This window comes from Saccharopolyspora sp. 6M (genome assembly GCF_020176775.1).
GTDB lineage: Bacteria > Actinomycetota > Actinomycetes > Mycobacteriales > Pseudonocardiaceae > Saccharopolyspora_C > Saccharopolyspora_C gregorii.
In genome coordinates this window covers 40885-61565 of record NZ_JAIUJZ010000067.1, presented here as the reverse complement: position 1 = coordinate 61565, position 20681 = coordinate 40885, and the positions used below count along the sequence as shown (strand labels likewise).

General features: G+C 70.0%; 17 protein-coding genes. 9 read left to right on the top strand and 8 right to left on the bottom strand.

What is annotated here, in order from left to right; genetic code table 11:
- Positions 1-213 precede the first annotated feature (213 nt).
- The 5 genes from LCD31_RS11220 (at position 214) to LCD31_RS11200 (ending at position 5355) form a co-directional block, all read left to right on the top strand.
- On the top strand, positions 214-1194 hold the full coding sequence (locus LCD31_RS11220) for an alpha/beta hydrolase (protein ID WP_224957825.1): 981 nt from the start codon (positions 214-216) through the stop codon (positions 1192-1194).
- A 682-nt stretch (positions 1195-1876) separates the two neighbouring features.
- The gene (locus tag LCD31_RS29535; protein WP_224957824.1) at positions 1877-2470 is read left to right on the top strand and encodes a helix-turn-helix domain-containing protein; all 594 of its coding nucleotides are present in this window, start codon (positions 1877-1879) and stop codon (positions 2468-2470) included.
- A 636-nt stretch (positions 2471-3106) separates the two neighbouring features.
- Positions 3107-3724, top strand: a complete 618-nt coding sequence (locus LCD31_RS11210; protein ID WP_224957823.1) for a hypothetical protein — start codon at positions 3107-3109, stop codon at positions 3722-3724.
- Positions 3725-3763: 39 nt separating this feature from the next.
- Positions 3764-4732 (top strand): GAF domain-containing protein, encoded by a 969-nt coding sequence (locus LCD31_RS11205; protein ID WP_224957822.1) that lies wholly within the window; start codon positions 3764-3766, stop codon positions 4730-4732.
- A complete protein-coding gene (locus LCD31_RS11200; RefSeq protein WP_224957821.1) occupies positions 4729-5355 on the top strand; it encodes a response regulator transcription factor in 627 nt (208 codons plus the stop codon). The genes LCD31_RS11205 and LCD31_RS11200 overlap by 4 nt, the downstream gene beginning before the upstream one ends.
- Before the next feature lie 45 nt (positions 5356-5400).
- Here the strand turns inward: LCD31_RS11200 and LCD31_RS11195 are convergent, their stop codons facing one another.
- From LCD31_RS11195 to LCD31_RS11165, 7 genes are all read right to left on the bottom strand, one after another.
- Positions 5401-6324 (bottom strand): polysaccharide deacetylase, encoded by a 924-nt coding sequence (locus tag LCD31_RS11195; RefSeq protein ID WP_224957820.1) that lies wholly within the window; start codon positions 6322-6324, stop codon positions 5401-5403.
- A gap of 47 nt (positions 6325-6371) precedes the next feature.
- Positions 6372-8720: a penicillin acylase family protein gene (locus LCD31_RS11190; protein ID WP_224957819.1), complete on the bottom strand. Its 2349-nt coding sequence runs from the start codon at positions 8718-8720 to the stop codon at positions 6372-6374.
- 608 nt (positions 8721-9328) lie between these two features.
- A complete protein-coding gene (locus LCD31_RS11185; protein WP_255623137.1) occupies positions 9329-11206 on the bottom strand; it encodes a propionyl-CoA synthetase in 1878 nt (625 codons plus the stop codon).
- A 132-nt stretch (positions 11207-11338) separates the two neighbouring features.
- On the bottom strand, positions 11339-12703 hold the full coding sequence (locus LCD31_RS11180; RefSeq protein WP_224957818.1) for an alkaline phosphatase family protein: 1365 nt from the start codon (positions 12701-12703) through the stop codon (positions 11339-11341).
- Positions 12700-13251 (bottom strand): adenylyltransferase/cytidyltransferase family protein, encoded by a 552-nt coding sequence (locus LCD31_RS11175; protein ID WP_224957817.1) that lies wholly within the window; start codon positions 13249-13251, stop codon positions 12700-12702. Before LCD31_RS11175 ends, LCD31_RS11180 begins: the two co-directional genes overlap by 4 nt.
- Positions 13239-14363 carry a selenide, water dikinase SelD gene (selD, locus tag LCD31_RS11170; protein WP_224957816.1) on the bottom strand — a complete coding sequence of 375 codons (1125 nt, stop codon included), beginning with the start codon at positions 14361-14363 and terminating at the stop codon, positions 13239-13241. The genes LCD31_RS11175 and selD overlap by 13 nt, the downstream gene beginning before the upstream one ends.
- Complete coding sequence (locus tag LCD31_RS11165; protein WP_224957814.1) at positions 14360-15604, bottom strand: acyl-CoA dehydrogenase family protein; 1245 nt, start codon at positions 15602-15604, stop codon at positions 14360-14362. The genes selD and LCD31_RS11165 overlap by 4 nt, the downstream gene beginning before the upstream one ends.
- A gap of 97 nt (positions 15605-15701) precedes the next feature.
- Here LCD31_RS11165 and LCD31_RS11160 point away from each other — a divergent pair, with 97 nt between their 5' ends.
- On the top strand, positions 15702-16337 hold the full coding sequence (locus LCD31_RS11160) for a TetR/AcrR family transcriptional regulator (protein ID WP_224957811.1): 636 nt from the start codon (positions 15702-15704) through the stop codon (positions 16335-16337).
- Between the two features lie 337 nt (positions 16338-16674).
- Here the strand turns inward: LCD31_RS11160 and LCD31_RS11155 are convergent, their stop codons facing one another.
- Entirely contained in the window at positions 16675-16830 is a 156-nt protein-coding gene (locus LCD31_RS11155) for a hypothetical protein (protein ID WP_224957809.1), read from the bottom strand.
- A gap of 167 nt (positions 16831-16997) precedes the next feature.
- On the opposite strand from LCD31_RS11155, the gene LCD31_RS11150 reads away from it, so the two are divergent.
- The 3 genes from LCD31_RS11150 to LCD31_RS11140 all read left to right on the top strand — a co-directional run bounded on the left by LCD31_RS11150 (position 16998) and on the right by LCD31_RS11140 (position 20370).
- Positions 16998-17615, top strand: coding sequence for a TetR family transcriptional regulator (locus tag LCD31_RS11150; RefSeq protein WP_224957806.1), 618 nt, complete (start codon positions 16998-17000; stop codon positions 17613-17615).
- 64 nt (positions 17616-17679) lie between these two features.
- Complete coding sequence (locus LCD31_RS11145; RefSeq protein ID WP_224957804.1) at positions 17680-19215, top strand: FAD-dependent monooxygenase; 1536 nt, start codon at positions 17680-17682, stop codon at positions 19213-19215.
- A 264-nt stretch (positions 19216-19479) separates the two neighbouring features.
- Positions 19480-20370, top strand: a complete 891-nt coding sequence (locus LCD31_RS11140) for a TIGR03619 family F420-dependent LLM class oxidoreductase (protein WP_224957802.1) — start codon at positions 19480-19482, stop codon at positions 20368-20370.
- Positions 20371-20681: the final 311 nt, after the last annotated feature.

Here is a 20681-nt window from a genome sequence, read left to right as displayed (position 1 = left end):
GTCGGCCCGCTGCCGCGCAGCATGCGAGTGCCCAGGAGGAACGGTGTCGACCAGTCGACCAACAGGATTCGAAGATCGCGAGAGCTGGTGGCCGAGAATCCCGGTCCGCACCACCGGCGCGGAAGCCGACCCGACGCTCGTCTGTCGTCCTCCGCGGAAAGGCAGACGCACGACGGGTGCCCCAGACCACGGTCTCCCGGCAACATGCCCAGCATGACCACGTTTCCCACTATGGACCCCGAGCTCGCCGCCGCGGCGGCGATGCTGCCGCACCTGGACTTCGCCGACCTGGCCACGGCTCGAGAACGCTTCAACGCCATGACCGATGTGATGCTCGCCGAGGTCTCGTACGAAGGGATCGCATGGCGCGAGCTGGCGGCCCCCGGCCACGAGGGCGCGCCGGACGTCCCGATCCGCTTCTTCGCGCCGCCGGACGCAGCGGAGCGGGGCGCTCTGCCGACCTTGCTGTGGATTCACGGCGGCGGGTTCGCCATCGGCCGGGCCCAGGTCAACGATCCTCTTTGCATCGACCTGGTGCTCCGGCTGGGTATCGCGGTCGCCAGCGTCGACTACCGGCTCGCACCGGAAACCCCCTACCCGGGGCCGCTGCAGGACTGCTACGCCGCGCTGCGGTACCTGCACACCAACGCAGCCGAGCTCGGCGTCGATCCGGCACGGCTCGCCGTCGGTGGGCAGAGCGCGGGTGGCGGGCTGGCCGCGGGGACGGCGCTGCTGGCACGCGACCGGGCGGAAGTACCGGTCGCCTTCCAGCTCTTGGAGATCCCGGAGCTGGACGATCGGCTGGAGACCACGTCGATGGTCGAGTTCGTGGACACCCCGATGTGGAACCGGCCGAACGCCATCCTCTCGTGGCAGTACTACCTGGGCAGGAACGGGACGGCGGCGGAATCGGACGCCGAGGTCTCCCCCTACGCCGCACCGGCACGGGCGAAGGACCTGCGCGGCCTGCCACCGACCTACCTCTCGACCATGGAGCTGGACCCGCTGCGGGACGAGGGCATCGGTTATGCAGCGGCGTTGCTGCACGCGGGCGTGAGCGTGGAGCTGCACTCGTTCCCGGGCACGTTCCACGGTTCTTCGCTGCTGCCCACCGCGGCGGTGAGTGTGCGGGCTGCCGAAGAGATCCGCGTTGCGCTGGCCAGGGGCTTGCAGGTGGAACAGCGCGCCTCGTAACGTCACCGCATGCAAGGTCTCATGTACCGACTCGCCGAACTCGACGCGGGAGCGGCGAGTTCGGTTCGCGTGATCGACTACTTCGATGCCCTGATCCGGTATCGCGCCGACGTTCCCGCAGCCGTGCGCGCGGCCGCCGTGCTCGGGGAGTGCACCGTCGGGATCAGCCTGGCCCGCGACGGCGGTGTGCCGGAGGACATGCGCTGCGGTCCTGGCGGCGGGTGGATCTCCACGGCGGGCGGCGATCCGCAGGTGGCCGAGCGGCTCGTCGGTGACGGTCTCAGCGGACGGGTGTGGATCGAACGCGACGGCCGGTCCCACCCGCTCGACGCGCTGCTGGTGGAGCGGCTGGCGCTGACCGTCACCGCGATCGCTTCACGCACCGGCCCACCGGCGCGGACTTCGGCGGGGGGGGGGGGGGGGGGGGGGGGGGGGGGGCGGGGGGGGGCGGCCCCCCCCCCCCCCCGCGCCGCGCGGCCCGCCCCCCCCCCCCCCGCCGGGGGCGGGGGGCGGGGGGGTGGGGGGCGGGGGGGGGCGCCCCCCCCCCGGCCCCCCCCCCCCCCCCCGCCCCCGGGGGCGGGCGGCGGGGGGGGGGGGGGGCCCCCCCCCCCCCCCCCCCCCCCCCGCGACCGCCGAATTCAGCTGCGCCGCCCTGCACCTCGATCCCGGCTACCTGGTCCGAGTGGCGAGCGCGACCGGGGTGCGCACCAGTCTCGTCGAGCTGCTGCCCGGGGAACCTGCCGCTGGGCGCTCCACCGAGGTCGTGTGCGAAGACGAGCGGCTGCTCGTGTGCACTCAGGACGCCGGCGTGCCGCCGCGTCCGGTTCAGCGCGGGGTACGCATCGGGTTCTCCTTCGCCGTTGCGGCGAGAGACGTCCGCAATCACGTGCGCACCGCCCGGTTCGCCCGAGACAACGCCACGGTCGACGAACCCGCCGTGATCGCCGACGAGCTCGGCGCACTAGTGCTGATGTCCCCGGAACCCGTTGCGGACGTCTACGCCATCCCCGATCTGCGCGCGCTGCGGTCCATGCCGCCGCAGCAGGGCCGGGAGCTGCTGCGCACCCTCGACGCCTACCTCGACGGCGGCTCCCTGCGAGTAGCCGCCGCCCGGTTGAACCTGCACCACACCAGCGTGTCCCAACGGCTGGCGAAGCTGTCCGAGCGCCTGGGCTTCCCCGTCGACGCGGCGCGGTACCGCGCGAGGGCAGCGGCGCTGATCATCGCAGTGCGGACCCGACCGGACTTCTGGCGCACCGGCGCACCCGCCGTCTGACCGTTTCCCCGCGAACCGCCGGTTTCGGAGAGGCGGCTTTCGGCAGAACCGCCCGAACCGGTACCCGCATGGCAGTCACGAGCACGGCTGCGCGGCCATTCCGTGCAACGTGTCTCCATAGAGGAGTCAGGATCGTGATCATCCCCGCGGGTCACCGAAGCGGTGCGTCGAACAGCGGCTGCGGGACGTCGCCGTGATCGGCGGCGAGCCCTCGCAACACCACCGAGCGCAGCCGACCACGGAGACCGACGAGTGCTCTGGCCGCCACTACGTCGGGGTCGGTCCGCGGGCGTGGGTGGTCGGCAGGGGCCGCGCCGCCAGCGCACCCGACTCATCGTCGACCTCGCACAGCCGCCGCAACCCGGACGCCTCCACACAGGGCGACAAGATCGATTCACCGTTACCGCGCCACCCGGATCAGTCCTGTTGCAGGCCCCAGGGCTCGTTGTGCGCTGTGCAAAACGAGCGTCCCCACGGAAACTCCGCTTTCTTCGACCCCGCACGCGGTGGGACACCGCCCGTTCGGGCAGTGCCGCGCAGCCCGCGCGCGTCGAACGCCCGCGGGCGGTTCACTTCTGCCCGGGCGAGTTGCTTTACTGGGCGTCGGCAGCGCCGCCGTCAGGAGGGAGAACAACGGTGAGCCTTCCAGTGGGTGTGCGCACGGAGTACCTCCTAGACGCCGGCCGTTCGCACGCGATCTACACGGCTCTGCGACCGGTCCTCTCCGAAGTCCGACGCATGCTCGGGGGATCCCTCGGACTGGTGGGCTATCGGCCGCGCACGCCTGGTTCGGACTTGTTGGTACTGGCCGTCGACGCGCCGGGCATGGCCGATCCGCCATTGCCGAACGAATCGTTCCAGCTCGGCTCGCTGCCCTCTCGGCATCAACCGTCCGTACTCGCTGATCTGCTGCTGAGCTCCAGCCTGCGCCCTCGACAGCTGCTGCTGCGCTCTGCACTGGTGGTCCCCTGGGCCGACGAGCACGGTGCAGGCATGGTGATCGTCGGCCAGACCAGAACCACACCAGCGCTCCCCCAGACGACCGCGGACGTAGTTCGTCGGATGAGCGCCAACGTGCGCAAGACCGTCTCCACCGGCCGTCGGCAGGGGGCGGTGGAGATCAACCGCGATCTGCAGCGGGCGATGAAGGAGGTGGCGGCCGGCGCCGTGGACTGCGCCGACGTCGGGGGCGCCCTGACCACGCTTCTGAGATCGGTCCAGCGCTTGTTCAACTCCGACGTCGCCTACCTCTAGCTGCCCGAGCACGACGTCGACACGTTCACCTTCGACCAGGTGCTCGGCATCCACACCCCGGACTTCCGGCACCTGCGGATCCGCGAAGGCCAGGGGCTCGGTGGCTTGGCCCGCTCCGAACGCCACACAGTTCGGTCCCTCAACTACGCCCGCGACTCCCGGCTGCAGGCCGCCCCGGTCGCCGAGACCGCTCGCGAGGGCATCGTGTCCGCGATGGCCACACCGATCGTCGTCGACGAGCAGGTGCAGGCCGTCCTCTACGTCGGCGACCGCAAGCTGCGCCCGTACAGCGAGACCGACGAAGATGTGTTGGGCGAGTTCGCCGGCTACGCGACCCTCGGTCTCAAGCGCCGGGCGACGGACGCCTACCGGAGAGACGTCTTGCGTCGTCAGGAGCAGGAACGCCTCGCCTACGACCTGCACGACACCGCTGTTCGAGGGCTGCTGGAGATCGGCTTCGCCGCCGAGCGAGGCCACGAGGAGCACGGCGCCGACCCGGACGTCCGAGCCAACCTGGCGTCGATCGCAGCCGCCGCCGAGCGCTGCATGGACGCCTTGCGCGGCCAGCTGGACACGTTGATCGGCAGTTCTTCCGAACGCACTGCCGATCAGGTGGTGGAGGAGATCGCCGAGGCCTCGCTACGTCCTGATGCCGGACACCGCTTCACGACGAACCGACCCGACTCCACGCTCCCCTCCGCGGTGGCCGAAGCGTTGATCCGCATCGGCCAGGAGGCGCTGGTGAACGTAGACCTGCACGCCGAACGCCCTGCCGAGATCAGCCTGGAAACGACAGCCGAACGCTGGGTGCTCTCGATCGCCGACGCCGGTCCCGGGCCTCGCTCGACCTCCGGACACAGCGAGGAGCGCGCAGCCCGCAGCCACCTCGGCGTGCGTGCCATGCAGCGCGCGGCGGAGCAGGTCAGCGGCCAGGTCGAGCGCCTGTCACCACCCGACGTGGAAGGTTACGTAGTCCGCGCCACGGTACCCACGAGGAACAACTCATGATCAGGTTCTGCGTCGTCGACGACCACGAGATCGTGCACGACGGACTCCGCGCCATGGCCGACCGGGAGCCCGACCTGGAGTTCGTCGGCGCGGTTGCCTCAGCTTCCGAGGCGCAGGAGCTGGTCGAGGGCGAACGCCCGGACGTTCTGCTGCTGGACATGCGGCTGGGTTCCGGCAACAGCATCGACACCTGCGCCGTGCTGAGCGCGGCGTTTCCCGACCTCAAGATCGCCGTGTTCAGCGCCTACGGCAACGCGGAACTGCTCGAACGCGCGATCCGGGCGGGTGCGGCCGGTTACGTCCTGAAGGAGACGACGACCGCTCGTCTGCCCGGCATCATCCGCGAGCTGTCCACCAGCGGCAGTTACTTCGAGCCCCGCCTGGCCAGCGGTCTGCTCAAGCGGTCAGCGGGCCCGGAGCAACCGGCGTTCAACGATCGCGAGCTGGAGATCGTCCGGATGATCGCTCGCGGGATGGACAACCACCGCATCGGTGAAGAGGTCTGCATCAGTCCGCACACCGTGAAGTTCCACGTCACCGCGATGCTGCGGCGCCACAAGGTGCGCAGGCGCACCGAACTCGTGCGGGTCGCCATGGATCTGCACCTCATCGACGACAGCTGACCCCGGCCGCAGGAGAGGCCGGGGTCAGCGCCGTTCACGTCCCGGTCAGCCGCGGGCCCAGCTGGAATCCGCAGGTGCCTGCTCGACGCCCCGGACGTCGGGCAGCGCCATCTTGCGCTCGTCCTCCTCGTCGTCCACCCACGCCTGCGCGATCTCGTCGCACGTCGCGAACCAGACGCCGTCGTGCCCGGCGATGTGCTCGATCAGCCGCTCATACCAGAGGATGTTCTGCGCCTGCCCGATGATCTGCGGGTGCACGCAGGAAGCGAAGACCGGGTTCTCGACCCGCTCGTAGGCGTAGTCGAAGATGTCCCGCCACCGGCGGAAGATCGTCTCGGTGTCCTGCATCCCGGCCTGCGCACCGGTGTAGGCCAGCGGCGGAAAGTCGTCGAGGTACCAGTTCACCGGGATCTCGATCACCGAGCTGGCGGGGCCGGCCACGTTGGCGGACTCCCAGTTGATCTGCCAGCGCTGCGGCCGGTACGGCACCAGGTCCCGAGCCATCAGGCTGGTGTCGTAGCGGAAACCCGACTCCTCGATGATGTCCAGCGTGCTCTCGCTGTAGTCCCAGTACGGCGACCGGTACCCGGTGGGCCGGATGCCGAGCACGTTCTTGTACGAGTCGAAGGCCAGGTCGACCAACCGGCGCTCGGTATCGCGGTCGATCCCGGGCGGGATCTCGTGGTAATAGCCGTGGTGACCGAACTCGTGGCCGGCTTCCAGCACCTTGCGGCACTGCTCCGGGAAGGTGTCCACCGAGTGGCCCGGCGTGAACCAGGTCGTGGTGATGTCGAAGCGCTCGTAGAGCTCGAGCAGGCGGGGCACACCCACCTCGGCACCGAACTGGCCTCGCGACATGGCCGACGGGGTTGGGCGGTTGAAGCCGCCCAGCCACAGCGCCTGAGCGTCGAAATCGGTGCCCAGGTTGACGGCGATCTTCTTGCCGGGCGGCAACTGCAGGTGACCCATGAGTCCTCTCCTTTGAAAACGGGGGTGCGGGGTGTTCGAGGCGTGCGTCAGGCGGACGGGTCGAGGCGGATGACCTGCTCGGCCGCTTCGTCCACGCGCTCGCGGCTGTAGAGCAGCGGGAAGGCCTCGTCACGGCTCCACGGCCCGAAGAGATCGGTGGCGTGCGGGTCGTCCAGGCGCCCGGACTGCCCGGGGGCGTTCATCGCCAGCGACGAGTCCCACTCGCCGACGTCGACGACGAGCCGGAAGGTCGCTCCGGCGCTCTGCACGAAGTTCGGTCCGTACGCCGTGTTTCCGACGGTGTCACCGCTACCGCCGCGCGGTGCCGGGCCGGCGACCAACCGGTCCTCGGGCACGCCGGTGAGCCGCGCCGCGAGCGGGTGCTTGGCCTGGGCGACGTGGAGACGTCCCCAGCTCCACTGCGCGCGATCCGGACCGAGCAGCCCCACGAGGTCGGCCACAGCCGCGGGCAGGGTCGACGCGAACGTTGCGGCCAGGAACTTCGACGGCTCCGGTCCCAGGCGGTCGCCCGGGTCCTCGACCAGTTCCAAGTCGATCCTCGCGTCGGCGAGCAGGTCCTCCGCCGGCGAGATCCGCTGCGCCGTCTTCGACGCGGCTTCGGTCCCGACGTGGGCCTCCACAGCACGCGAGAGCAATGCGGGGCGCAGGTGCCGCCGATACCAGACCTCGAACAGCGCAGCCGCAGACGAATCCGCTGCGAGTTCACCGTCCCAGTCCAGCAGCATCGCGAGGCCGTCGGTGTCGGCGGGCACGTCGAGCTCGCGCAACCGGTTCACGATCCTCCGTGCGGGCACGCTGAGGTAGTCGCTCTGCAACGCGACCATGCTCTGCGGGGTCGCGTCGGTGGTCTTCGCCAGCACCTCGTCCAGGCGGTGCCGCCGGGACGGCGCGTACCAGTCGTAGGTGATGTGCCGGTCAGCCGGGAAGTCCTCGGGCAGGTTGCACTCGTTGGCCGTGGCGAGGAAGCCCCGTTCCGGGTCCACCGCACCGGGAAGCTGGTCTGCGTCGTAGAAACCGGCCCACTCGTAGCGCCCGTCGCCGGGCACCGGCAACGTCCCGTCCCAGTTCGGCCGGATCGGCGTGAGACCGCCGGTCTTCCACGCGATCGTGCCGGCCGGGTCGGCGTAGACCTGGTTCTCCGGCGGTGCGCCCCACCGGTTCATCGCGGCCAGGAACTCGTCGTAGTTCTGGGAGCGCATGTAGTCCATGCTGCCCAGGTACGGGGCCATTCCCGGTTCCAGCCAGGCGGCCCGGACCGCGAAAGCGGTGTGGCGCGCGTCGTCCTGGTAGATCACCGGGCCGTGCCTGGTGAACAGCAGCTCGGCTTCGACCGCTTCGCCGTCGCGCACCTCGATCGTCTCCGTCAGCCGCTGCATCGGCTCCCAACGACCCTGGTACCAGTACGAATGGGGGTCGTCCGGGTTGGTCTCGTAGACGTAGAGGTCTTCCTGGTCGATCGCGAAGATCGTCAGACCGAACGCGATGCGCCCGTTGTGCCCGATCGAGATGCCCGGCAGCGCGGGCTCGCCCCCACCGATCACGTCGAAGCCCGGTGCCGAGAGGTGCGCGATGTAGCGCAGCCCGGGCAGTGCCGCGGCAGCGCGGTGCGGATCGTTGGCCAGCAGCGGACGACCGGACCGGGTGCGCGAACCGGCGAGCACCCAGTTGTTACTCCCCTCCGGAAGCACGTCACCTTGCGGGTCCAGCGGGGTGGACGGCCCGAAGGCCGGTGCTGAGGTGGCCAGGTCGTAGACCGCCAGCACATCGTCCGGGATGACGTCGAGATCCAGCCCGTCCGGGATCGTCAGGTTCCGCTCCGGCTCGCGACGGCGACGCAGTTCTTCGACCTCACGTGGCAGGTCTCGCAGGGTCCGGGCGCGGGTGACCTCATCGCGCAGGTTGTAGAACAAACCGTGGCTGCGAATCCGCGCCACGTCCTCCGGTTCCCACAGGGCGGGCTCGTAACCCAGCTCCCGGAACTCGACGGGCAGCAGATCCGGGTCGCGGCGGGTCAGCTCGACGAAGGCGTTGATGCCCTCCACGAAGGCGACGCTCGCCCGCTTGGTGTCAGAACCGTAGGACAGCCACTCGCGGCGCATGTCGCCGCGGTAGAGGAACAGCCTCGCCGCGCGGTCCCGCTCGACGTGCTCGGCACCGAAGACCTCCGAGAGCCGCCCCAACCCCCGCCGGCGCCAGAAGTCGATCTGCCACAACCGGTCGCGAGCGGCGTTGAACCCTTGCGCCCGGAACGCGTCGTAGGTGTCCGTCGCATAGATGTGCGGGACGCCCCAGCTGTCGATCACGATCTCGACCGGTCCCTCCAGGCCCGGCACCGTGAACGACGTCCGATTCGGCTCTCGCCGCTGCACTTCCACGCCGATACCTCCAGCCTCACTGCCTTTGCTCAGCCGAGTGAAACAGCTCAAGCGCTCGTCACGTCGGCAAACACCAAGCGTCCAACGGGCACCGCCCCACTGCCCGTTCAGGTAGTGCGAACTCGCCCGAACGCGCGAAGCCGCGGGAAGAACGCGTAGAACCTAGGTGTCCGACGGGCTCACCGAAGCGCCGATCGGTCGATGCAGAACGAGACGAGCCGCGGCGAGACCGGCGAGGGTGGTGGCCGCGTGATGGCCGTGGTCCCCAGGCGGCGTAGAGACGGATCGAATGGGCCGTCGGAGCCTTCAGTGCCCAGCGGTACGAGGCCGAAACGGGGCGTCGGAGACGACTGCGACGCCCCGATCAGCAGCCGCCAACGCTTGAGCGGCGAGGCTCCGAAACGGCGGCCGGGCATGCACCGCAGCGAACCGGCTCTACGTCCGCCGACGTGGTCGCCGAGTTCACCGCCTTGGGAAGGGGCTGGAGCGCTCGCCGCGCGGCGGAGCCCATCACGGCGAGCAGCGACGTGCCGAGCCGACCTTGTTCTGGATGGCGCTCGCGGCGCTGGACATCGCTCCGCGAGACACCTCGTGTCGGGGCGGAGTTCTCAGTCGCGCCGCAGAACGGTACGGAGTGCGTCGAGCGCGGCCGCGTCCTCGATGGTCGAGGGCACCGGTTCGTCGGCGCCGTCGGCGATTCCTCTCATCGTTTTCCGCAAGATCTTGCCGGAGCGGGTCTTGGGCAGGGCGGGCACGATCGAGATGTCTTTGAGCGCTGCCACTGCTCCGATTCGGTCGCGAACCAGCGTGATGAGGTCAGCGATGACCGTGACCTCGTTGTGCTGGTCGCCGGCTTTCAGCACGACGAATCCCCGGGGTAGCTGCCCCTTGAGCGGATCGGCCACGCCGATCACAGCGCATTCGGCGACTGCCGGGTGCGCGGCGAGGGCCTCCTCCATGGTTCCGGTCGAGAGCCGGTGGCCGGCCACGTTGATGACGTCGTCGGTGCGTCCCATGATGAACACGTAGCCGTCGTCGTCGATGTGTCCGCCGTCGCCGGTGGCGTAGTAGCCCGGGTGTTCGGACAGGTATGAGGAGACGTAGCGTTCGTCGTCGTTCCAGAGCGTGGTCAGCGCGCCTGGGGGTAGCGGCAGTTTCAGCAGGATCGTGCCATCGGTGCCGCGCGGAACAGGCCGGCCAGCGGCGTCGACGACCGTGATGTTCCAGCCGGGGACTGCGACGGTCGCAGAGCCAGGTTTGACGGTCATGGGCTCCTGTCCCATGAGGTTCGCCGCGACCGGCCAGCCGGTCTCGGTCTGCCACCAGTGGTCGATGACCGGGATGCCGAGGCGATCCTGGGCCCAGCGGAGAGTCTCCGGGTCCAGGCGCTCGCCGGCCAGGAACACGGTGCGCAGGCTGGAGAGGTCGTAGTCGTAGAGGAAGGAACCTTCCGGGTCTTCCTTCTTGATCGCGCGCAACGAGGTGGGCGCGGTGAACAGGGCCTTCACCTGGTTCTCGGCGATGACGCGCCAGAATTGGCCCGGGTCCGGTGTCCCGACGGGTTTGCCTTCGTAGAACACCGTGGTGGCGCCGGCGAGCAAGGGCGCGTAGACGATGTAGGAGTGCCCGACGACCCAACCGACGTCGGAGGCGCTGAACATCGTCTCGCCAGGGCCGACGTCGTAGATGTTGCGCATGGACCACGTCAGGGCCACGGCGTAGCCGCCGGTGTCGCGGACGACGCCCTTGGGTTTGCCCGTCGTGCCCGAGGTGTAGAGGATGTAGAGCGGATCAGTGCTACCCACCGGGACACAGTCAGCAGGCTTGGCGGTGGCGATCACCTCGTGCCAGTCGAGATCGCGGCCGCCTAGCTCGGCGACCGCCTGCGGGCGTTGCAGCACGATGCAGTGATCCGGGCTGTGATCGGCCAGTTCGAGTGCGCGCTCGAGCAGCGGTTTGTATTCGATGATGCGCTTGCCTTCGATCCCGCACGAAGCTGTGACGACGGCCTTGGGGGTGGCGTCGTCGATCCTGATCGCCAGCTCGTTCGGGGCGAATCCTCCGAAGACGACTGAGTGGACCGCGCCGATGCGGGCGCAGGCCAGCATCGCGATCGCGGCTTCGGGAACCATGGGCATGTAGATCACGACCCGGTCGCCGTGGCCAATTCCGAGCTCGGTCAGTGCACCGGCGAACCGCGCCACTTCATCAAGCAGCTGATCGTAGGTGTAGGTCTTCTTGGTCCCGGTGACGGGGCTGTCGTAGATCAGCGCGGCGCGGTCACCGTGGCCGGCTTGCACGTGGCGGTCCAGGGCGTTGTGGCAGGCGTTGAGCTGCCCGTCCGGGTACCAGCGGGAGAAGGGTGCAGCGGTGTCGTCCAGGACGCGTTCCGGTGCGCGGTGCCAGTCGAGCGCCGTCGCGGCCTCGCGCCAAAACGTCTCGGGCTCCTCGACGCTGGCGCGGAAGGTCTCCTGATATCCAATCATGCTGCTCCGATCCCCGTGACTGCTTTGTCACGGGCTTCCGGTCTGAAATGTGTGGTGCTGGGGCCACTCCGGCGCCTCGAGGGTGGCCGGGTGTCGGAGTGGCGGGACCTGGAGTCGGGTTGGCCACCCAGGTCAGCTTCGGCCGGTCATGACGTCTTCGGTGACCGGCATCGGTCGTGGTGTATCGGCGAGTGCGATCACCGGGTGGGTGGTGATGCGGTGGCCGAGGAAGACCGGCCGGTTGGCCTGCCCCAACAGCAGGGGCAGCAATTCCTCGGCGCGGACGTGGCCCCACCACCCGTCACGGGCAGGCAGTTCTCCCCATTCGGTCACGGTGTCGGGCCTTACCGTCGGGCCGGCCACGAGCAAAGGTGTGGGGTCGGCTGTGTGCATCACCCCGTGGGTGGAGGGCGTGGCGTGATCCCCGGTCACTGCGACGATCGCCCTGTCGGCGAGGCTGGCCAGGCCGGTCAGGCCCCGGTCGAGTGCTTCGAGGACGTCGCGTTTGGCGTGGGGTTGCTTGGTGTGGCCGGCCTCGTCGGTGGCCTTGGTGTGGACGTGCACGAAACGGGCACCGGAGGCGATGAGGTCCTCTGCGGCCTCGAGTCGTGCTGCGATGTCACGAGCCGGGTCGTCGACCGGGGGCAGGTGCACCGAGGCCATGTCCAGGGCTGTGGCGATCCCGCGGTACAGGCGGGTGCTGGTGACCGCGGCGCCGGCGACGCCGACCTGCTCGACGAATGAGGGAATGTCGCCATAGCGGCCGGACCACTTGGTGGTGAGCACGTCCAGCGCGGGCAGCCCGCGGCGTTGCCGGGCGGTGTTGATGTCGCTGGCGCGCAGGTAGCGGTGTGCTGCTTGCAGTGCCGCGGTGAGTGCTTCGGCGAAGGCCGAACCGGTCACGCTGGTCGGGATTGGCTGCATCCAGGGGTGGAAGTTCTCGAACAGCGGATCCGAGTCGGTCACCTGCGCACACCCGTGAGCGGGGGCGGTCAGCAGCGCTTCGCCGGTCGTACCGTGGCGTTGCAGGCTCATCCCGTGCTCGGCGAGCACCGGCCCGAGGCCGGTCAACAGGGCGGCGATGTCGGCGTCGTCGTCGACGCGGGCCCGTCCGGCGATCCACAGGCGGTCGCCGTCGCGGCGCGAGGTGCGCAGCGCCGCGTGCGTGGCCGCGCAGTCGCGGGCGACGTCGAGTCCGGCGCCGAGCGCTTCCAGCACGGCGCGACCGGGGAAGGGCACCGTGGAGTAGCCGAACATCGCCCAGTGGGCCAGTTCGGAGGCTGGTGCTCGTCCCCATCCGAAAGGCAGGTGCCAGCCGGAAGCGCCGTCACGGGCCAGGGCATCGAGATGCGGGGTGTGGGCCGCCTCGGCGGGAGTGCGGCCACCGAGTTCGGGGATGGGACGATCGCCCAGCCCGTCGAAGATGACCAGCACGATCGGCAACCGGTCGTCCTCCAGCCGGGGCTGGGTTTCGCCGTATCCAGGCGGCGTCATCATCGACCTCCAGTACGTGCTGCTGACCGGTCTTTCAGCAGCTCGGTCAGGGGCAGAACGATGGAGGCGGGCACCAAGCCCGTCCACGTCGCCGTCTTGTCCTCCAGGTGTGCGCGGATGTCGGTGGCGGAGATCTTGGCGGTCGGATCGCCGTCAAGCACCGTGAGCCAATACCCGGCGTCAGCCAGCAGCCCCGCCTTGTGGCGCTCCCAGTCGCTGTAGGCGCGCACCACCTGCCGGGCACGCAGCGGGACGTAGTGCGGCCAGCACTCCGGCCGGGTGAGATCGAACGGCACGATGGTCGTCCTCTCCACCCAGCCCCGGTCTGCTAACGCCGCGTGCAGGAGCCGGGCGCGCTCGAAGTAGGTGAAGGGGTTGGCCTCGGCCAGGTGCCGGTGTGCCGACGTCGATTCCTCCTGCCGCGCAACAGGATCAGGGTTGGTGATCGCGATGATGAGATGGTCGGCATCACGCAGCGCGATCTCGAAAAGATCCAAGTGCTGTTCATGCACCGGTTGGAACCGGCCGGTCACGCAACTCAAACGGTCCATCGGCACTCCCCTCCCCCAGTGCCTGGTTGCGTCTCGATCGCAACGTGGCCATGGCGTCCGGCGACGAGTTCACCGACCACGGCTGCCTCCGCATCACCGCGCCCGTGCAAGGCCGCAATCGTCGAGCTCGCGGCAGCCGGGGGGACGCACAGCAGCAGACCGCCGGATGTTTGGGCATCCGCCAGCAGCAGCTGCGTGGTTTCATCGGCGGTGGCGGGGTCGAACCAGCCCGCGGCGAGCGCGTCGGTGAGAGTGCGACGGCTGCCATCCGGCGCGCACCCCTGCCGCACGAGCTCAGCCACCGAGGGCAGCAGCGGGACGGTCTCCGGCCGGATTCGGGCCTCGAGGCCGGCCGCGAGCGCCATCTCATGCAGGTGGCCGATGAGGCCGTAGCCCGTGACATCGGTGCCGCCGCGCAGTCCCGCGGTCGTGGCCACCCCGGCCGCGGAGGCGTTGGAGCGGCTCATCGTGGCGACCGCTTGGCTGACGGCCGCGTCCGGTGCCTGTCCCCGTTTCACCGCCGTCCCGATGACCCCGGCGCCGAGCCGCTTGGTCAACACGAGCAGGTCGCCAGCATGACCCCCGCCCTTGCGCAGGATGGAGTTCTCGTCGACCTCGCCCACGACGGCCAGCCCGTACTTGGGGGCCGGGTCAACGATGCTGTGCCCGCCGGCCAGCACCGCGCCAGCCTCAGCGACCGCGCCCGCACCTCCCCGCAAGACCTCCGCGAGCAGTGCGCGGTCGAGGTTCTCCGGCCACGCGAGCAGGTTCAGCGCCAACAGCGGGCGCCCACCCATCGCGTAGACGTCCGACAGGGCATTGGTGGCCGCGATGCGTCCCCAATCGTAGGGATCATCCACCATCGGAGTCAGGAAATCGGTGGTCACCACCAAGGAACGGCCTTCAAGCCCAGGCACGTCAAAAACGGCCGCGTCATCCGCCGGCGACAACCCGACCCTCAGGGCCGCACCAGCAGGACTGGCGCGGCCACTGCCCGCGCAGTCGCCCGCATTCAGCGACGCGAGCACGTCGTTGAGCAGGCTCTGCGGCATCTTGCAGGCACACCCCCCGCCCGGCGAGTACTGCGTGAGCGGGGTCGTCACGGTCGTCATGCAGCTCGCCTCTTCAACAGGCCTCGCGCAATCCCGTTGCGCTGGATCTCAGACGTTCCGGCCGGGATGCGGAGGTTGCGCGCGACCCGGAACAGCTTTTCCTCCGGCGAGTCCTGCATGAGACCCATCGCGCCGCGCACCTGCACCGCGGTGTCGGCGACGCGGAAGAACGCCTCGTCGTTGATCACCTTGACCAGGCTGATCAACCGGGGAGCATCGGAGTGCATCGGCATGGCGAACGGGCCCAGCTCATCGAGCTCGGCCTGCGCCACCAGAGACGTGGCGCGGGCCTGGTAGATATCGGCATCCATGTTCGCCAACATGTGCTGCACCGCCTGCTGCGCGGCGATCGGCTCGCCACCCGAGGTGCGCTCCTGGGTGTAGTCCAGGGCCCGTTCGAGCAACCAGGCACCCCAGCCGGCGCACATGCCACCGCGGCAGAGCCGGCGCCAGTTGATCCACGACATCGCCAGTGCGAAACCGTCGCCGATCTCGCCGACGACGTTCTCGGCCGGAACCCGCACGTCGCTGAACTCCAGCGTGCCGGTCAACCCGTCCGCCATCATCGTCGGCAGATCACGCCCCCGAGTCACCCCAGGCGCGTTGGCGTCGACCAGGAACATCGACAGCGACCGAGTCCGAGCACCGGGCTCAGTGACGGCCACGACCTGCAGGACGTCGGCGAAGTGCGAGTTGGTGATCCACGCCTTCTTGCCGTTGATGATCCAGTCGTCACCGTCGCGGGTCGCGTGGGTCGACATCGCCAGGACATCGGAGCCGACGCTGGGCTCGGTGTTGCAGAACGCCGCCGTGATCTCCCCCTCGATCAGCGGCTGCAGATACTGCTCCCGCATGGTCGGCGAGCAGTGTTCGATCGCCGGGTTCGGCCCCTCGGTCCAGGCCAGCGCGGCCAGGCCGAGCCCGAGACCGGATCGGTGGTAGACGAACTCCTCGACGTGGTGCATCTCAACCCGGGTGAAACCCCTGCCACCAGCAGAGACCGAGTTGTGCGGCGCGTAGAGGCCGAGCGCACCCGCGCGGCGCTGGACTTGCCGCCGCGCCTCCCACACCGCCGGATGCATCCGTCCCTGCTCGTCGAACTGTGGCTGGCTGGCCGTGCCAGCGCCCTGCTGTGCCAGCTCCTTTTCGATCGGGGCGACCTCCTGGTCGAGGAAGGTCTGGAAGCGGTCGTTGTAGTCAGCGACTCGCTCGCTGGCACCGATGGCGGTGACGGCAGTCATGAGCTGGCTCTCCCTCTCGGCGACTAAACGTTGTTCATTCGATTGAACGGTGTTCAGAGTGTAGCGTCACCGTCAACACGAAGGAAGGGCGAAGGACATGGCTGAGGGTGCCCGCGCGGAGCGACTCGATGCGGTGAGCGAGACCAAGCGAGCGCTGATACTCGAGGGAGCGCTGCGCGTTTTCGCTCGTGACGGGCTGCGTGAAGCCAGCATGCGAGCGATCGCCAAAGAGGCCGGCTACACCCCGGGGGCGATCTACGGTTACTTCCCGAGCAAGGAGCACATCTACGCAGCGGCGCTGAACGAATCACTCAGGCGGCTGCAGAGCGCGACCGAAACCGCAGCGTCCCATGTCGCCACCGCAGCGTCCCGCTACGTCGCCGCCGCGTTGGCCTTCTTCGACTTCTACGACGAGAACCCCCGCGACCTCGACATGGGGTTCTACCTGTTCTCCGGTGGCATGGCACCACACGGACTCTCCGACGAGGAGACCAATCGCGAGCTCAACGCGGCACTGCTCGCCACCCTCGAACCGGCCCGCAGCGCCGCAGCAGAGCTGTTCGGAACAGAGGTGGCCACCCGCCTGACTGCAGAAGCGTTCGCACACGCGTCCGGCCTGCTGCTGCTGCGCCACACCCGCCGTCTCAACCTCTTCCGGCTCGACGCCCGCGAACTGATGCAGAGCTATCTCACCGAACAGGTCGACCAGGACACGGTCTCCAGAACCGAGTAAGGCTCCCGACACAGGCGAACACGGTCACCCCTCTGGTGCGATGACCCGCATGCAGGGCCTCTTCTCCACACAGCGCTACCGAGAATCGCGGCACGCTGGCGAGATCCTCATCCGAGCCGGGCGAAGTCGATGATGGACTCGAAGTCGACACCGCGCAGCGTTCCGTAACCAGGGCCCCAACCGGTGCCCAATCTGGAATTGACGCCTTCTGCTTCAACCTTTCTCGGGAAGCAGGAGCCGTGTGGTTAGTGCACAAGTCCCCCTCGGACACGCACCAATGCTCCAACGAGTCCGGGTCGAGAGTCATCTCGACCCGGACTTCGTCGTTGTGGGGATGTTAGGTGAGGCGGAGGCCGACGTTGCCGTAGAGGTCGGTCTTGTCGTCGTTGTCCGCGTTGCGGAGCAGTTCGTGTGGACCACCGATCCGGGTGACGAGTTGGTGGATCCCGTCTCGGGTGAGCTGCCGTTGACCCTCGTGGCGGATGCGCCGCAACCCAGCGGTGGCCTCGGCTCGTGTCGTGCGCTCTCTGCGTCTCCGAAGATTCCCGCACCGCGTCGAGCACGGTTCCGGCACGTCGTAACGGGACAAGACAGGGCAGGTCATTTTTTCTGGTTGCGCATTTTTGCGTGGCGCGCAAGTTCGCGTGTACGGTGGGTGGCGTGGACGGTGAGCGGATCGGACTGCGCGAGCGCAAGAAGCAGGAGACGCGGCTCGCGCTGAGCTGGGCGGCCATCCGGCTCGCGGTGGAGCGCGGGCTGGAGAACGTGCGGGTGGAGGACATCGCCGCCGAGGTCGGTGTCTCCCCGCGCACCTTCAACAACTACTTCGCCGGCAAGGGCGAGGCGATCGCCGCGCGGCACCTGGAGCGGGCCCGACAGATCGCGGTGGAGCTGCGGGCGCGGCCCGCGTCCGAGCCGTTGTGGACGGCCATCACCAACGCCGCGTTGGCCCGGTTCGCGCTGGGGCAGGGCGCCGGCGAGCGCGAACCGGAGCAGCAGTGGCTCGACGGCGTGCGCTTGATGGTCTCGGAACCAGCGCTGCAGGGCGAGTTCATGAAGGCCAACGCCGCGGCTGAGGCCGAGCTCGCCGCCGCCGTCGCCGAGCGCACCGGCACCGATCCGGCCCGCGACCTGCATCCGCGGCTGGTGGCCGGAGCGGTGGGGGCTGCGATCGCGGTCGCCACCGAGCACTGGCTGAGGGCCGCCGAGCCCACTCCGATGGCACCGGTGCTGCGCGACGCGCTGCGGCAGCTCGCCGCGGGATTGCCCGTGCCGTAGTCCCGACCACCACCGGACGACGCGGTCCCACGCGTCGTTCTCCTCCGGAAGCAAGGAGAAATCCGTGACCACCGATGTCGTCATCGCAGGCGCCGGGCCGAACGGGTTGATGCTGGCCTGCGAGTTGAGCTTGGCCGGGATCCGGCCGCTGGTGCTCGAACGCCTGCCGGGGCGGACGGCGGAACACCGCGCCAACGGACTGGTCGGCCAGGTGGTGCGGATGCTCGACCGCCGGGGCCTGTACGAGCGTCTCAACGGGAATTCCGGTCCGCCGCAACCGATCCCCGCCTTCGCGTTCGGCGCGATGCGGCTCGAACTGGAGGTTCTCGACGACAACCCGATGTACGCGCTGGGCGTGCCGCAACGCCGGATCGAGCAGGTGCTGGAGGAGCGCGCCCTCGAACTCGGCGCGGAGATCCGTCGCGGGCACGAACTCGTCGGGCTGGCCCAGGACACCGATTTCGTCGCCGTCGACGTCGTCGGACCGGACGGACCGCACCGGTTGCGCGCCCGCTACCTGGTCGGCGCGGACGGTGGGCGCAGCCAGACGCGCAAGCTCTCCGGCATCGGATTCCCCGGAGCCACCAAGGACGACGTGGTCTCCCGCCTGGCACACGTCACCGTCCCGCCGTCGCTGGTGGACCCGACGACGCTCGGCCTGAACGTGCCCGGGCACGGCTTCGTACCACCGTTCATCCACCACCGCACCGAGCGCGGCGTGCTCGCCTACGCCCCGTTCCCCGGGGGAGCACCGCTGGTGTCCACGATGGAATGGTCGGCGGGCCCCACCGACCAGCCGATGACGGTGGACGAGCTGCACGCGAGCGCGAGCCGCGTGCTCGGTGCCGACCTGCCGCTCGGCCCGCCCGAGGGCGACGGCCCGCACCAGCTGCGCCGGTTGGCCAGCGGCAACACCCGGCTGGCCGACCGGTTCCGGGACCGCCGGGTGCTGCTGGTCGGCGACGCGGCCCACGTGCACTCGGCGATCGGCGGCCCCGGGCTGAACCTCGGGCTGCAGGACGCCGTGAACCTCGGCTGGAAGCTCGCCGCCGAACTGCACGGCTGGGCCCCGCCCGGGTTGCTGGACAGCTACGAGACCGAACGGCGAACGGTGGCCCGGCGGGTCGTCATGCACACCCTGGCCCAGTCCGCGCTGCTCTCCCCCGGCGACGAGATCGGCGCGCTGCGGGAGCTGTTCGGCGAACTCCTCCACGAGCCGCGCAACGTGCAGCACATCGCGGACCTGATGTCCGGCGCGGACGTCCGCTACGAGATGGGCATTGACGCCGAGCACCCGCTGGTCGGCCGGTGGGCGCCGGACCTGCGGCTCGACACCGCCGGCGGATCCGTCCGGCTGGCGGAGCTGACCGCGGATGCCCGGCCGCTCCTGCTGGACACGACCGGCTCGCTCGTCGACGCGCTGTCCGGCTGGCGGGACCGGGTGCAGGTCGTCACCGGTCGCGCCGACACCTCGACCACCGCGATGCTCCTCCGCCCGGACGGCTACACGGCCTGGGCGTCGAACGACGCCCGACCGGACGCCCGATCCCTCCGCGAGGCCCTGACCAAGTGGTTCGGCCCCGCCACAGCAGGTGCGTGACCACGCTCCGGGAGGAATTCCTCGGACCCGGCCCCCTCCTCGTCCGTGCGGGATCTTCCAGCGCGACGCCGGGTGGGCGGGCAGCGGATTCGGGTCTCACCCAGCTGATTCAGGGCCTGGGGACGCCGCGACCGACCCGGAGGGGGTCCGGGTGGCGCACGAGCCACCCGGCCACCGCACATCGGCCGGGCGGCTGCTGGACGGAATCGCGCGGGGAAGACAGCCTTGGGGACGCAGGAGGTCCACGAGGACGAGGAGCCACGGGTGCGATTCGGCGTCAACGTGCTGAACTTCGGGCCGGGCACGGATCCGTCGACGCTGCTGGGCTGGACCCGGTACGCGGAGGATCGCGGGTTCGGCTTCGCGATGATCTCCGACCACGTCGCGGTCACGCCGGACGCGGCCGGACCGTACCCGGCGCCGTTCTACGACCCGTTCACCACGCTCGCCTGGCTCGCCGGGCAGACCGAGCGGATCGAGCTCGGCACGACGGTCGCGATCGTGCCGTACCGCCACCCGCTGCACACCGCCCGCGTCACCGCCAACATCGACCGGTTCAGCGGCGGGCGGTTCCTGTTCGGGGCCGGGATCGGCTGGGCGCGCCAGGAGTTCGAGGCGCTGGGGCTGCCCTTCGAGCGCCGCGGCCGGATGACCGACGAGTACCTGGAGGTCCTGACGCGGGCGTGGACCGAGGAGACGCTGTCGTTCCACGGTGAGTTCGCGTCCTTCGACGAGGTGTCCACCGGCCCGCTCCCGACCCGCCGTCCCCCGTTGTGGGTGGGCGGCAACGGGCACGCGGCGATCCGCCGGGCGGTGCGGTTCGGCGACGCGTGGCACCCGTTCAACCAGCGGGTCGCGTGGCTGCGCGACGAGGGCGTGCCCGCGCTGCTGCGCGCCGCCGAGGACGCCGGTCGCGCGGCGCCCGGCTTCGCGCCGCGGCTTCCCCTGCTGCTCACCGATTCCGCGCTGGACGACGACACGCGCCTGGCCGGGCAGGGCACGCTGGACCAGGTTCGCCGGGACCTCGGCGGGCTCGCGGAGCTCGGCGCGACGCACGTCCTGTTCGACACCTACCCCGGCACCCCGGACGAGATGCGCTCGCAGGAGGCGGACCACCGGATGCTCGACGCGCTCGCCGCGCACATCCTCGACTGACCACGCCCGGGTCGGCGAGTGGGTCCCGGGCCGCGGACTTGGGCCCACGCCGGACGACTCGCGGGGCCGGGCCGCCGTCGGTCGTGCACCGGGTTCGCTCGGCAGGCCACGCTCGTCACGGCGGGTGATCAACGGCGATCTCCGCTGCCTTGCGGTGCGCACCCGGGCTGGGCGAGGAACATCCTGCGCCGGGCATCGCCGGAGGCGGTGCCGGGGGGGGGGGGGGGGGGGGGGCCGGGCCGCCGCCGAGCTGCGCGCCCGCTACGGCGGCGAGAGCGCCCCGGCGCGCCGCGGGCGCGGCGGGGTCGGGG